General features: G+C 59.0%; 10 protein-coding genes. 4 read left to right on the top strand and 6 right to left on the bottom strand.

All coding sequences use genetic code 11. From position 1 onward, the window contains the following. The first annotated feature begins 173 nt into the window (after positions 1-173). A complete protein-coding gene (locus CQ017_RS14770; protein WP_105554317.1) occupies positions 174-719 on the top strand; it encodes a hypothetical protein in 546 nt (181 codons plus the stop codon). On the opposite strand, the gene CQ017_RS14765 is transcribed toward CQ017_RS14770, so the two are convergent. From CQ017_RS14765 to CQ017_RS14755, 3 genes are all read right to left on the bottom strand, one after another. Further along, positions 692-2,503: a long-chain fatty acid--CoA ligase gene (locus CQ017_RS14765; protein ID WP_105554316.1), complete on the bottom strand. Its 1,812-nt coding sequence runs from the start codon at positions 2,501-2,503 to the stop codon at positions 692-694. The two genes, CQ017_RS14770 and CQ017_RS14765, sit on opposite strands and share 28 nt — an antisense overlap. A gap of 107 nt (positions 2,504-2,610) precedes the next feature. Then, positions 2,611-3,042 (bottom strand): hypothetical protein, encoded by a 432-nt coding sequence (locus CQ017_RS14760; protein WP_096284171.1) that lies wholly within the window; start codon positions 3,040-3,042, stop codon positions 2,611-2,613. Further along, positions 3,039-3,797 (bottom strand): carboxylesterase, encoded by a 759-nt coding sequence (locus CQ017_RS14755; protein WP_105554315.1) that lies wholly within the window; start codon positions 3,795-3,797, stop codon positions 3,039-3,041. Before CQ017_RS14755 ends, CQ017_RS14760 begins: the two co-directional genes overlap by 4 nt. Positions 3,798-3,924: 127 nt before the next feature. Between CQ017_RS14755 and CQ017_RS14750 the strand changes: the two genes are divergently transcribed. Both CQ017_RS14750 and CQ017_RS14745 read left to right on the top strand, forming a co-directional pair. Continuing rightward, positions 3,925-4,596, top strand: coding sequence for a 1-acyl-sn-glycerol-3-phosphate acyltransferase (locus CQ017_RS14750; protein WP_105554314.1), 672 nt, complete (start codon positions 3,925-3,927; stop codon positions 4,594-4,596). Positions 4,597-4,695: 99 nt separating this feature from the next. Continuing rightward, positions 4,696-6,087, top strand: coding sequence for a class II 3-deoxy-7-phosphoheptulonate synthase (locus tag CQ017_RS14745; RefSeq protein ID WP_374954806.1), 1,392 nt, complete (start codon positions 4,696-4,698; stop codon positions 6,085-6,087). A 78-nt stretch (positions 6,088-6,165) separates the two neighbouring features. On the opposite strand, the gene CQ017_RS14740 is transcribed toward CQ017_RS14745, so the two are convergent. Beyond that, positions 6,166-8,418, bottom strand: coding sequence for a Stk1 family PASTA domain-containing Ser/Thr kinase (locus CQ017_RS14740; RefSeq protein WP_258133710.1), 2,253 nt, complete (start codon positions 8,416-8,418; stop codon positions 6,166-6,168). 202 nt (positions 8,419-8,620) lie between these two features. Continuing rightward, entirely contained in the window at positions 8,621-8,869 is a 249-nt protein-coding gene (locus CQ017_RS14735; RefSeq protein ID WP_096256388.1) for a WhiB family transcriptional regulator, read from the bottom strand. Between the two features lie 356 nt (positions 8,870-9,225). Between CQ017_RS14735 and CQ017_RS14730 the strand changes: the two genes are divergently transcribed. After that, entirely contained in the window at positions 9,226-9,630 is a 405-nt protein-coding gene (locus CQ017_RS14730; RefSeq protein ID WP_105554312.1) for a hypothetical protein, read from the top strand. Here the strand turns inward: CQ017_RS14730 and CQ017_RS14725 are convergent. After that, a complete protein-coding gene (locus tag CQ017_RS14725) occupies positions 9,627-13,289 on the bottom strand; it encodes an FtsK/SpoIIIE domain-containing protein (RefSeq protein ID WP_105554311.1) in 3,663 nt (1,220 codons plus the stop codon). The genes CQ017_RS14730 and CQ017_RS14725 overlap by 4 nt on opposite strands. Between the last annotated feature and the right edge of the window lie 262 nt (positions 13,290-13,551).

Here is a 13,551-nt window from a genome sequence, read left to right as displayed (position 1 = left end):
CCGGGGACTTTGAACTGGTCCTTGGGGCCACACCTTTGCACATTGGCATCAATGCGCTTGTGCGCGGTCCACCGGAGTAGTACCCCAACGGGCAGATGTGGCACGATGCTCTCTGACGGCTTCGATTTTCACCAAGAAGTCCGGAGAGCTCAAATTCTTGTTCAAGGAGAGACATGAGGATAGCGCGTAAGTCAGGTCCGACGCTGAAGCCAGCCACGTTGCGAGCGAAAGCCATCGCGGCGGGCAAGGTGCGGGAGAACTTGAAAATTACCGTCTTCGCGCTTAGTGCGGCACTGCCGGCCGCAGAACTTGCCGAGTTCCTTGAAGGCCAGTTGGCGCAGCTAGCGCTGAACTCGCAGGTCCACGTCGCGGGCCCCGAACGAGTCAAGGCGGCACTTGCTGGACGCTTCAACGAGGCCGACGTGCTGGTCGTGGTGGGCGATGGCTCCGCAACTGCAGAGCCTGCACTGATGGAGCTAGTGCAGTGGCTACTGCTCAACGGCCGAACGGCACTGGCCGAGAACCTGGTGTACGTGCAGCTCGGTGCGAGAACCTCTGCCACCCCGGCGCCGGTCTTCGAACGGGTTGTGCTCCCAATGAATTTTGCCGAGCAGACGCAGCAAAGCGGCCGCAGGTTGCCCTGGGCCGCTGCATCCCACGAATCGTGGGAACTTGCCGATGCTGTATTGAACTATGCGACGGGCTTATCTGCCGAATAGATTTCGTCGATGACCGCTTCGTAATCCTTGAAGACCACGGCGCGCTTGATCTTCATAGAAGGGGTCAGATGTCCGGAAGATTCGGTGAAGTCCGTCGGCACAATCCGGAAGGCCTTGATCGATTCTGCCCGGCTAACAGAGTTATTGGCTTTGTCGATGAGGGACTGCACGTGGGTCTTTACCTGATCTAGGTCGCTAACCTCTTCCACGGTCAGCGCGGTATCGAGCTGGTGGCGCTCCAACCAACCATGCAATGCCTCTGGGTCCAAGGTGACCAGAGCCGAAATGAACGGCCGGCCATCGCCCAAGACGACACACTGGGAAACAAGCGAATCGGCGCGAATTTGGTCTTCAAGCAGTGCAGGAATTACATTCTTGCCACTGGCAGTAACAATGATTTCCTTCTTGCGCCCGGTGATTCTCAAGAAGCCGTCGGCATCCAGCTCGCCAACATCTCCGGTGCGGAACCAGCCGTCGACGAAGGTTTCGCCTTCCAGTTCGGGGCGGTTGTGGTAACCGCGCATGACACAGATGCCCTTGGCTAGAATCTCGCCATCCTCCGCGATGCGTACAGCGTTGCCCGGTAGCGGTGGACCCACCGTGCCGATCTTAATGCGATCGATGGTGTTCACGGTGATCGGAGCCGTAGTCTCGGTCAGCCCGTAGCCTTCGAGGACAGTCAGCCCGATCCCGTGGAAGAAATGACCGAGGCGTTCTCCTAGCGGGGCACCGCCGGAAACTGCATGGCGAATGTTTCCGCCCATCGCGGCGCGCAACTTGCTGTACAACAGGGCATCGAACAGCTTGTGCTTTAGCTTGAGGACCAGCGGAACCTTGCCGGCGCCTTGAGCTTTGGAATATGCGACAGCAACATCCACGCCGGCATGGAAGATTTTGCCCTTGCCGGCGTCTTCTGCCTTGAGCATCGAAGAGTTGTAGACCTTTTCGAAGACTCGCGGCACCGCGAGAATGAAGTTTGGCTTGAAGGACTGTAAATCAGGCAAGAGATTTTTGACATCCGGGGTGTGTCCCACGCGGCAACCTGCGGAAACTGCCAGCACCGAGATGTAGCGGGCGAACACATGCGCCAGCGGCAAGAACATGATCGTCGCGGCTCCCGGATACACGCACTGCGGAAGTTCAGCTGCAGCGTTTTCGGATAGTTCAACGAAGTTTCCATGGGTCAGCTCGCAACCCTTGGGGCGTCCGGTGGTGCCAGAGGTGTATATCAGGGTGGCCACGTCGTTCAGCGTGGCCGAGGCGCGTCGTTCTTCCAACTCTTCGTCGCTAACATTTTCGCCGGCCTTGCGTAGCTCATCGAGGCCACCTTCGAATTGCCAGATGTTGTCCAAGGATTCGAGGGTTTCTTGATGGGCCGCCTGACGGACGACGTTTTCGTGGTTGGGTGATTCAACGACCATGGCGCAGGCTTCGGAATCGGCGACGATCCAGGCGACCTGGCTGGGGGAGGAGGTTTCGTAGATGGGCACGGTGACGCATCCCGCGTACCAGATAGCGAAATCAACGAGTGTCCACTCATAGCGGGTACGGGCCATGAGTCCGATGCGTGACCCCTGCTCAATGCCGGAGGCGATGAAACCACGCGCGATGGCCGAGGCATCGGCTGCGAACTGCGATGCGGTGATGTCCTGCCAAGCCCCACTGGCGGTCGGCACAGAGAATAAGGCAGGGTTGGCTGCCGAATTTGCATGTCGTAGGAGCAGATCGGTGATGTTCGAATTTTCCGGCGAGTGGATGCGAAGTGGCGAGCTAAATTCGCGCATCTGGTACTCAACTCCTGTGGTAAGTGTCCTAGGTTATAACGCCTCGTAAGCTGCGTCACATTTATATTACTCGATAGTAACGTAGCAGTTGCAGTGTTCCAAGTCGATTAGACCTTTGCCCCATCATCTCCCGGATCGCGCTGAGTCGGTAGTCTTCGCAGCAGGTAAAAAATGCCAAGAATCGCCGCTGCGGCCAAGCCCAGATAAATAAACCCCGGTGCACTGCGGAAAAAGATCACGCAAAACAGCAATCCAAAGGGTCCGCCGGCCGCGCCGACCCACGCCAAATTCAACATCGGATCGCCACTGCCCAGAGCGGCGGGCTCTTCGGGAACGAATTCGTCGGGAGTATCTACTGGTTCATAATCGCGTGGTCCGCGAGCGAGCGGCCCGGTGTTAAACAGCTTGTCCAATTGGGTGGCACGTTCGGCAGCGCTTGGCTCGCGAGGAGCCTGCGCGTCGAGACTTTTGAAATTCTCCACCAGTTGATCCCAGCGCGGGTCCTCGGCTTTTGAAGGCTCGTTCTCTGCAGGGCTCATTGGGCCTCTTCCCGTGCCGCGACGTCAGTAATGAAGCGCAGCGATTCCTTGAAAATTTTAGGCGCATCATAATCCAATGTCGCCACATGCCTACTACGTGACAACGCAATTCGCTCGCGCAGAATTCCCGGCCCGAGCCCGTTGAGCAAGGCGTGAACGGATGCATCCGAGACCACGTTGTCCACTGCGGAACGGAGTAACTGTACTGGTGCCGCCACCAATGGCAAACGAGCCCGCGTCTGCGCGAAAAGCTTGTACACCTCATGTACTGCCGCAACCGGCGTACGTTCGTAGGCATTCTCGTCGGCCCCGGGATAGGCAATGTCATTGCTTATCGGCGCGACTGTCCGAACCACCCGGCGCAGATAGCCCGCGTAGGGGGCAACCGGCGAATCGATGACCAAGCCAGGGTTCACCAGGGACACTCCGCTGACATTACGGCGTGATGCGAGGTGCAGTGCCAACGCCCCGCCCATCGAGAGCCCGGCGACAAAAACATGTTGATGCGCGGACGCCAGTTCATCGAAGGCATCCTCCGTCGCCTGGATCCACTGTCCGTAGGGTCGGCCGATCAGATCCTGCCAGCGTGTCTCATGTCCGGGAAGTATAGGTACGCTCGTGTGTACACCATGGCTCTGCAGCGAGTCAGCCCATGGGCGCATAGCCGTCGTGGAGCCGGTGAAACCGTGGATCAGCAATACAGCCACGTCCGAAGCGGACCCGGTTTCCGGGACCAAGGAAGTATCTTTCATCATGTGCACCCCTAAAATTCAACGGTTCACTGTCGAGCGTAGTGCACAATTGTATGGTGTGGGCTAAGGCGCCGTCCGGTTGTCTCCTGCGCAAAGTTGTTCGAAGACGAGAATAAGGAAATGCCACCCCGTGCTCTACGACTTTCTTAAACGGTTCGCGGTCCGGCCATTGTTGCGTATCTTCTTCAAGATCGATCTCCAAGGCATCGAAAATATCCCCGAACATGGTGCCGCGATCCTCGCCTCGAACCACCTGTCGGTCAGCGATTCGGTCTTTCTGCCCGCGAGTCTTGAGCGCCCGGTTATTTTTCTTGCAAAGGACGACTACTTCAACGGCAAGGGGCCCAAGGGACGCTTCGTCGCCTGGTTCTTTCGAAACATTAATCAGCTGCCGATGGACCGTTCCGGCGGCAAAGGCTCCGCGGCCTCGCTGGACAGCGCCAACCGGGCACTGCGAGAAGGCAAATTGCTTGGGATCTACCCGGAAGGGACGCGTTCGCCTGATGGCAGGCTCTACCGAGCCAAGCTGGGAGTAGCGAAACTCGCCATGGAATCCGGAGCTCCAGTCATTCCGGTCGCCATGATCGGCACGGATAGGGTTCAACCTATCGGGCAAGGAGTCCCGCGTCCGGGCCGTATCGGGATCCACGTCGGAGAACCCCTGGACTTCAGCAAGTATGCCGAACAGGTCGATGACCCGCAGGCGCTGCGTCACGTGGCAGATGAAATCCGCAAGGCCATCAACGAGCTTTCCGGACAGAACTATGTTGACGTTTACGCCCCGAAAAAAATCAAAAAATAGTTGGTCTCGCAACACGCCGGACTTCCAGAATCGGTGTGTTACGTCGAGTTGTTACATTCATCGCGGTGCTTTGATGCTCTCGGACGTAGAATTGTTAAGGTGAGCGAAGAAAACCGAACCCCATTGCCTGGCTCTTCTGTAGCCGGCCCCGCCACCGACCCTCAACTTGATGCGTGGCGTGATTTGCCTATTGCCCAACAGCCCACCTGGCGTGAGCACCCGGACTATAGTGCCTCAATATCCGAACTGGGTTCACGTCCGCCACTGGTATTTGCCGGTGAAGTGGATGTCCTCCGCGAACGCCTGGCCGCCGCGGCGCAGGGTAAAGCCTTCCTGCTGCAGGGTGGCGACTGTGCCGAGACCTTCGACGCGGCGACCGCGGATAAGATCTCAGCGCGCGTTAAGACCATTTTGCAGATGGCCGTCGTGCTTACCTATGGTGCTTCGATGCCAGTTATCAAGATGGGACGCATGGCGGGCCAGTTCGCCAAGCCACGTTCTTCAAATGATGAGACTCGCGATGGCGTGACCTTGCCGGCCTTCCGCGGCGACATCGTCAACGGCTATGACTTCACCCCCGAGTCCCGTGCGCATGATCCGAAGCGTCTGGTGCAGGCTTACAACACCTCTTCGGCAACGCTGAACCTGATCCGCGCCTTCACCCAGGGCGGATTCGCAGACTTGCGCAGCGTGCATTCATGGAATGCCGGCTTCATGGCTAACCCTGCGCACTCTGCTTACGAACAGCTTGCCGGAGAGATCGACTCCGCCATCCGCTTCATGGATGCCTGCGGAGCCGACTTCGAAGCACTGAAGCGCACCGAATTCTTCGCTTCCCACGAGGCGTTGCTGCTGGACTACGAGCGTGCCTTGACCCGTACCGATTCGCGTACCGGCCAGCCGTACGACACTTCGGGACACTTCTTGTGGATCGGCGAACGCACCCGCCAGTTGGATCACGCACATGTGGACTTCCTGTCCCGAGTGCGCAACCCGATCGGCGTCAAGCTTGGCCCGAACACCTCGCCAGACGATGCGCTGGAACTGATCGAGAAGCTGGATCCAAACCGGGAACCAGGGCGACTGACCTTCATTACCCGAATGGGTGCGCAGAACATTCGCGAGAAGCTGCCAAATTTGGTCGAGAAGGTCACCGCCTCCGGCGCCCAGGTACTGTGGGTAACCGACCCGATGCACGGAAACACCGTCACCAGCGAGAACGGCTACAAGACCCGCAAATTCGACGATGTCATGGACGAAGTCCGTGGATTCTTTGAGGTCCATGATTCGCTGGGCACCTTCCCAGGTGGCCTGCACGTGGAAATGACCGGTGACGACGTGGCCGAGTGCCTCGGCGGTGCCGACCCGATCCGCCAGGAACAGTTCGACGACCTCTACGAGTCGGTCTGTGACCCACGCCTGAACCACAAACAGTCCCTGGAAATGGCCTTCTTGGTTTCCAGTGCGCTGCAGAGCCGTGGTCGTCGCTAAACGCCCGCGGCACTAATTAACTTTGGCTTCCCGCGATTGCGGGAAGCCAAAGTAATTTAAAATAGCGAAGCCTTTGGTTTAGAACGCGTACAGTCTGACTTCACTGCCGCGTACGGCGCGCTGGTTCCGTGGGGTCTGCATGCGTACCGTGTCCGAGAAGCCGCCAAGCACCGATCGCGTCGAGACGGTGAATCCGGCTTCCTCAAGCGTTGCACTCGCCTCGGCCAGGCTTTGACCGATCACCGAAGGCACCTGAAGGTATTCAGGCCCCTTGGAGACATGAACGGTGACGGTGCTGCCAAACTCAACGGTTTGCTGCCGTGGGCTCTGATCCGCGACCAACCCTTGGTCAACTTTTGGCGAGTACTGCTGCTCGCCGAGCTTCAGCTTCAAGCCGACCTCGCTCAGCGCCTGCTCGGCGTGCTCCGGTGACATCCCAGCGAGGTTAGGTATCTGCACCGGTGCCGGACCCCGCGAGATCACCAATGCCACGGTGTTTTTCCGCCCCGCCAGTTCGCCGGCGGCCGGTGAGCTGGAAGTGACCTGTCCCTTGGCGACGGAGGAGGAATACTCTAGGCTCGTCTTCACTTTGGCCAAGCCCAGATCGGAAAGTTGCTCGGCGGCTTCCTCCTCGGTCACTCCTTCGAGCGCCGGAATTTCGAAGAGTTCCGGGCCGCGAGAAATCAGTAAATCGACGCCCTGAAACTTCATCATGCTTTCACCGGTGCGCGGCTGGGTTTGCACTACGCGGCCGACAGCGATCTCATCGTCATAGACGGAGTTCACTCGTACCGGTACGCCTTGCTCATCAAATTGGGCGACAACCTGGTTTTGCAACATTCCGGTCAGCGATGGGATGCGAATAATGGTTCCCGGGCCGCGGCCGAAGAACCATGCACCAGCAGCGACTAACGCGATGATAAAAATGAGTACCACCAAGATCACCGAACGCCTTCCGGCAGATTTTGGCTTCACCAGTTGATGGGTGGGTATTTGCGCGGTCTTGCGCCATTGTTTCGCCGCGCGTTTTTGCTCCTGCTTCTGCGCGCGAGCTGAACCATGGGTAGTAGCTGGTGCCACGGGTTTTTCGGCCACCAGAGCTGAATCGTCGAACCCAACTAAATCTTCGCGAGAATAAGCCGCAGTGGCGTCCGTTGCCGGTAACGCTTGGACTGGATCGCCGAGGGACAGCTGAGGTGTCACAGTGGTGGGCTGGGCCTCGCGAAGATCCAATACTTCGGTTGCTTGGGAGGCGCTGATGACCGCGGTGGCTTCTTCGAAGGGAACCGCAGAGTAGTCTTCGGTCGTCGAAGCGGCCGTCTCCCCGAGCGTGTTTTCGTCCAACCACCACGGTTGGCGTTGTTCCTCACGATAACGCTGCCACTCGTCTAGTCGTTGCTGCACGGTGGTAGGCATTGCCTCGGCAGCCAATGGGGCCAAGTCCGAAATCTGACCTAGAGAATCGGCATCAAGGTCGAGCTCCTCATCGGTGAGCGTGGAACGGATCTGGATGACATCATCGAGTAAGAAGCCGGCATTCTGCGGACGGAGATCCGGATCTTTTTCTGTGCAGTAGCGCACCAGTTCATCGAGATCTTCGCTGAGCCCTGGAACCATTGTAGAAGGCAACGGCATTGGCGAATCGAGATGTTGCTTCATCATCGCTGCGGGGTTGGATACCGGGAATGGCAACTGACCGGTGAGCATTTGATAGATCATGATTCCAACGGCGTAAATGTCGCTACGCGAATCGGAGGGCGCCCCTGAAACTAGCTCGGGCGAAACATGGGAGAGCGTGGCGACAAGCGTCCCGGACTGAGTATGCGCGCTGGCCGCACGAGCCAGGCCAAAATCGGTGATCTTGATTTCGCCATTATCTGAAAGGAGAACGTTCGCCGGTTTCATATCCCGGTGCACAATGCCTTCGAGGTGCGCGGCACGTAGGCCGCTGCAGATTCGCTCAAGAACGCTTAGCATCTGCCGTGGAGTAAACCGTCCACGTTCCTCGATAACTTGGGAAAGATTACGTCCGCGAACGTACTCCATCACCAGATACACGTGACTTCCGGAAACGGCATGGTCGCGGATGGACACTACATTCGGGTGGGAGATATTCGCTGCGATAATGGCTTCGGACTCGAACCGTTCGCGGACCATCGATTCGCTAGCGTAGTTCTCGTCCAGTACCTTGACGGCCACAGACCGGTGCAAATTCTGATCCATCGCCCGGTATACCCGTGACATCCCACCGAGCGCGATCAGCGTATCTAACCGATAGCGGTGACCAATTACTTGTCCGACGAGCGAGTCTGGTCGATCCGGGCTAATCAAAGAAAACTCCTGCCACAGGGGAGCACGGATGGCGAGTCTGGGACACGACCTTGCTCCTTTCGAACACAGATACTAAGTGTAGGTTACTCAGCTGGCCTGAGAATTTCACGGGTTAAAGTCGAAATCCGCCAGTAGAGTTGCCACTGACGGATTTCGGACAGCAACCCGGGTTGCGAGAACTACCTCGGGTGCAGCTATTACTCTAAGAAGCGCGACGGGCCCGTGCAGCACGACGCTTCAGGGCGCGACGCTCGTCTTCACTCATGCCGCCCCAGACGCCGGCATCCTGCCCGGACTCGATGGCCCACTGCAGGCAGGTTTCCGTGACGTCGCATCGACGGCATACGCTTTTGGCCTCTTCGATCTGTAATAGGGCCGGACCGGTGTTACCCACCGGGAAGAAAAGTTCCGGGTCCTTTTCCAGACACGCCGCGCGGCTACGCCAATCCATGCTTATTGATGCTCCTTGAAATATTTAGGGGAACGAAGACCTCCCAGAAATCGTCACAAACAGAAAACAACTGCGAATAGGAATTGCAGGTGCGTTACGTTGTGTGTACCGGAAAGGTCATCGATGAGTTGGAGAGGTACGAGCAGGGGTGTTCGTTTAACCAACCACATTAGGTTTTCATGTTACGAGAAAGTAAACAAGAGTCACGGAAGTGAAATGTGGTTGAATGCCTGAGTGCTTTCTCACATGGATTTCCGTGGCTCGCTGCGCTAACTGAAGGGGCTGTGGTCGGTGCCATATTCGCCTTCGATGTTGCGCGTTTGAGTTCCTGAGTTGCTTGCACGAAAATTGTTGTCGTGAGCAACAACGAATCTTCCGTATCCCGTCCTCCCAGCGTTTTGGCCGTCTCAGCCCTGACAATGCTCGAAGCGGTGGCGGTCCTGGTTTACGCGGTCAACTACCTAATGCATCTCGCTGACGCCGGGGACTTGAACATGGGCGGCCGAATCTTCATGCTCGTCCTGTGCTTCGCAGCCGGCGCCTGGCAGATCAGCGTTTCCTTCAACTTCTTCCAGGGGAAGGCCTTCACACGCGCACCGATTATCGTGTGGCAGCTGTTCCAATTGATCCTCTCGTTTTCCTTCTTGCAAGGCCCATTTAGCGGTATCGCGATTGCGGCCATCGTGATCGCCGGAATCATCGTCGTGATGTTGTTTGCACCCAAGACAACCATATTTCTAGGAGACCGCCCGCAATCCTAGAAGTCATCCATGTCGATATAGATGGCGCGTGGTTGCCCACGGTAACTGGCGACCGCGCGCCATTTGTTTACCCGCTGTCTCGATTCTTGAGAACTCAATGGCTCCCACGACATGGGTTGCATATCGTGCGGATGGTGGGCTTCGACTAATGCAACACAACGGTCATCGAGTGCCATGCCCGGCGCCCCGATCTCGTAGGCAAGTCGGCTGGAAGGCGGTACGAATAGCACCGGGATCACCGCACGGCTCAGCGCGGAATTTAGCAACCCGGCAAGTCGTGGGTCGTTCGTATGTTCGAGCACCAGCGCGATATTCCCCGGTGCCATTTGGTCAAGCCGTGATTCGAATTCGTCGATTCCGTGCAAGCGTTCTAGCGACCACCGGTGACACAGGCATTTGCTTAGCTCTTCTCGGATCAAAGGGTTTCCACAGATCAGGAGCGTCATCGCCGAGGCAGACAGACTTATCGTGGCATCTACAAATGAACGCTTGCCAAGCGGGAAAGCCCCTGGCTCGGCTAAGTAGGAAGAGTCATCGATATTCGCGTTCCACACGCCTTGTTCCAAGGCCGCGGGCTGGGGCGAACCTAACTGGATGGTGCGTGCAGCGTCGGTACCGCACACCATTATTCCTCGTCCGACCACGCTTGCAGTTTCGGGCAGGCGAGGCCAGGTCATTTTCAAGGATTCGGTGGCCTGAAAAGGAAAGTACCATTGCTCGGTGCACAGCCCTGCGGCTTTGAGCAGCGCCTGATCCCGATCCACCGCGAGGAGGATGGTGGTGCCACCGGCTGCACCGCGACGCAAGAGACCCCCGAGAACTTCGTCGAAGCGTTGAAAATGCTGTGGGTGCAGCAAGGATTGCAGCTGCGCGACACCATGAACTAGAACGAGTAGGCGCGTGTCTTCGCACCGTTCCTCGAGGTAGTCCAGCGCATCTAGAAAGTCGTAAACGTCTTCCCCGGTAATTTGTCGCAGGTGCGGGCTGCTGCGTTCATCTGCGTTCAGCGCGGGCCCGAAACTCAGTATTTTGCGCGGCAGCCGACACAGGCCGGTCAATAGCTGACGAGGGCCAGCCTCCGGAAGGCCACACACCAACAGGCTGCGCCTCGCCTCGCCACCAAGCTCTAGTGGCTCGAGGGCGCCGTGCTCTAGCTGGTCAATCAACCCGCACCAAATAGTGTCTGGCCTCATGGGTGACCAGTCCGAACCGGGTGGTTCAGGTTGCGCGGGTAGTGCCGGGGCAAACGGTGAGCGCGGTAATCGAAGCGTCGCCCAGCGCTGAGCCACAGTTTCCATCTGGTCGTGCAGTGCCTCCATAGCTTCGTAGGCAGTTGGGGGCGCCCCAAAGGTGCAGAGCTGCCGTGCGCGGAGGTTCATTGGCCCTCGTTCGGCCAGTTCACCATAGGGCGGTGGGTCGAAGGCGAGCGCAAATTGGAATTTTCGGGTCTGCCGCGTGGCGCAATGGATGATTGCTTGCCCGGGGTCCAACAGCGAGGCAGCGTCCCGGATACCGACCAGCTCAATGGATTCACCCGGGTCATTAACGCGCAGTGCGATCACGGTATTGAGGTTTGCCCGGGTTTGCCCGGTCAGGGTTCCTGCTGGCCGCTGGGTGCTAAGCAACAGGTGAATGCCCAGAGCCCGGCCCACGGCCGCGAGCCGGTCGATTCGTGGGCTGGCTTCCGGGATGGATTCGCTAAATACCCGAAATTCGTCGATCACCACCAACAGCCTTGGCAAGGCTGGCGCCGGATCGCTCAGTTGTTGGTATTCGAGCAGGTCGCTGCAGCGATAGTTGGCCAGCAGTTGTTCGCGGCGAGTGACCTCGACTTCTAATTGAGCCAGGGTGCGTTGCGCGGCCGCCGCGTCGAGGTCGCTGGCGAAGAGTTGGACATGAGGCAAGGCGGCGAAGACCGAAAGCCCGGCTCCGCCCTTGAAATCGACGAGGACGAAGGCTAATTCTTCGGGGGAGTAATCGGCAGCTAGTTCTTTGACAATGCGGCGTAGCGCCTCGGATTTTCCTGATCCGGTGGTGCCGCAGATCAGCATGTGCGGCCCGTCGGAGTCAAAGTCCAGAACCACCGGATCAAGCTGCGTGGTGGTGCCAATGTGGGCGGTCAACCCGGGTCGTACAGGCTGTCCCTCGCCCGTCGGCGGCGCAGGACTGCTGAGGGGACCGTGGGTTTCGGCGAGGTCCAGACATCGATCGATCAGCCGGGCGAAACGCGGTGCGCTCAGCCGCTGCACGTTCCGCAAGGCCAGCTGCGGATCTTCGAGCGAGGCTAGCGGCAACAGGGGATTCACCCACCAGGTGCCCTGCGGCACCGGGGCGCGGCTCAGCCCGAGCACTATCGACTCCTCGCAGGGCTGTGCTGCGGTGGCCAGCACGTACAGGGAGCGCACTTCGCCGGTCGCCGGTGCTGCCAGCAGGCTTGCGCGTGGAGCCGGTGGCAGCCCGGTGCTCACCCCGGGTAACAGGATCAGACTGGCCGGAAGGCATTCGAGTTGCGGGTCAAGTATCAGTTCCAGCCGTCCGGCAAGGACCGCGGGCAGGTAGCGGGCGAGCAGGGCAAACAGCAGTTCGCAGCTCGCCTTGTCCTGATCGCCGACGATCTGCCAGGCGCCGGGAACGCTGGCGGTGAACACCGGCGAGGGGCAGGGGGCATCCAAAGCGCTGCGCGGTTTCCTGCGCCGCTTCTTCTTCGGCGTCATCTCTTCCGCCGCCGGGGACCACAGCCCTCGGCCGAACACCAGCGGAGGCAATCCGGAATTCGGCATCCCCAACTCGGTACGATCCAACCCGGCGAGCAGGGCGATCCCCAACGGCGGCGCATAGGCCTCACGAGCTTGCGCCACCTGGGCGCGGTGCACCACGGCCTTGGCTTTCCACCGGCGACGCTCGAGGATCAGCTGCCCGGCAGGTACGATTCCCAAGAGGGCCGAAGCGCCGCTGAGCAACAAGAACAACATCGACCCGGTGAGCACCGCCAGCAACACCCCGGAAAGCATCGGAACCAGGGCAGCCAAGCACAAGGCGATCAATCGTTGTAGCTCCGGTTTGTCTGGCAGCTGCCAGCGCAGTTGCTCGGCCGACAGACTCTGGCCGGTATCAAGCAGTACCGGATCGCCGACGCACAATTCGGTGTCTCCCAAACAAAAGCGCGTTCCGCGGTGCAGCTGCAGACGGGTCACCGAACTCCGCTTCCCGACGCGGTCATCCACCCCGATCGTATTTGCATCATCACAGGTCAGTACCAGGGCCGATTGGTCCACTGCAATTTGGGCATGGTGCCGGGCGATCAGCGGGTCCTGCAGCCACAGCGGGGCACAGCGCCCCAGCCGATGCACGCCTTGGTCCAGTCGCACGCTCGCCCCGGCGTCCGGCCCAGATGCGACAAAGAGTTGCAGCGCGGCAGGCATCCGGACCCCCGAGGTGGCAGTGGCTCGCGGAATATCGGTCAGCAACAGGTGAGTGCGCGCGCTGAGCATCCCACAATCTTCCAGAGCGGTGTCTGCCACAAACCAGCGCGTCGCGCCGAAGGAGCCGGCCAAAATTTTGGCCAGCCCAGCGCCATCTAGCTGCGCGGAAACGTCGAGCCTGAATTGGCGCGGCTGGGCGAAACACCGCGCCGCCAGCAGCAACTCATAGCGCACCATGAATTCTCCTCCTCAATCGCTAGCTGGGTCTTGGCAACACTTCAGCACGCACGATGGTCCACTATTCGAGCCGCACCTCGCACTGTGGAAAACCCGTCGGAGTTTATCCACATCTTCGGGCATGCTATTGAAAGCGCTAGCCGGTGGGGCTAGGCTCCCTTGACATAGCCCTTCTAGCTAACCTCCAGAAAAGGGTTGCAAGACGCTGTGCCGGTGCCGCGCTCGCCGGTGTACCTCGAAGCATTCGGGAACGATTTTCATA

This window comes from Arthrobacter sp. MYb224 (assembly GCF_002975455.1).
Taxonomy (GTDB): Bacteria; Actinomycetota; Actinomycetes; order Actinomycetales; family Micrococcaceae; genus Glutamicibacter.
Note: the sequence above shows the minus strand (reverse complement) of the source record. Positions and strands in the feature narration are given on the sequence as shown.

Excerpts from the sequence above, each read along its gene's own strand:
- CQ017_RS14760 (WP_096284171.1), bottom strand. The coding sequence starts at position 3,042 with ATGAGCCCTGCAGAGAACGAGCCTTCAAAAGCCGAGGACCCGCGCTGG.
- CQ017_RS14735 (WP_096256388.1), bottom strand. The coding sequence starts at position 8,869 with ATGGATTGGCGTAGCCGCGCGGCGTGTCTGGAAAAGGACCCGGAACTT.
- CQ017_RS14755 (WP_105554315.1), bottom strand. The coding sequence starts at position 3,797 with ATGATGAAAGATACTTCCTTGGTCCCGGAAACCGGGTCCGCTTCGGAC.
- CQ017_RS14770 (WP_105554317.1), top strand. The coding sequence starts at position 174 with ATGAGGATAGCGCGTAAGTCAGGTCCGACGCTGAAGCCAGCCACGTTG.
- CQ017_RS14765 (WP_105554316.1), bottom strand. The coding sequence starts at position 2,503 with ATGCGCGAATTTAGCTCGCCACTTCGCATCCACTCGCCGGAAAATTCG.
- CQ017_RS14725 (WP_105554311.1), bottom strand. The coding sequence starts at position 13,289 with ATGGTGCGCTATGAGTTGCTGCTGGCGGCGCGGTGTTTCGCCCAGCCG.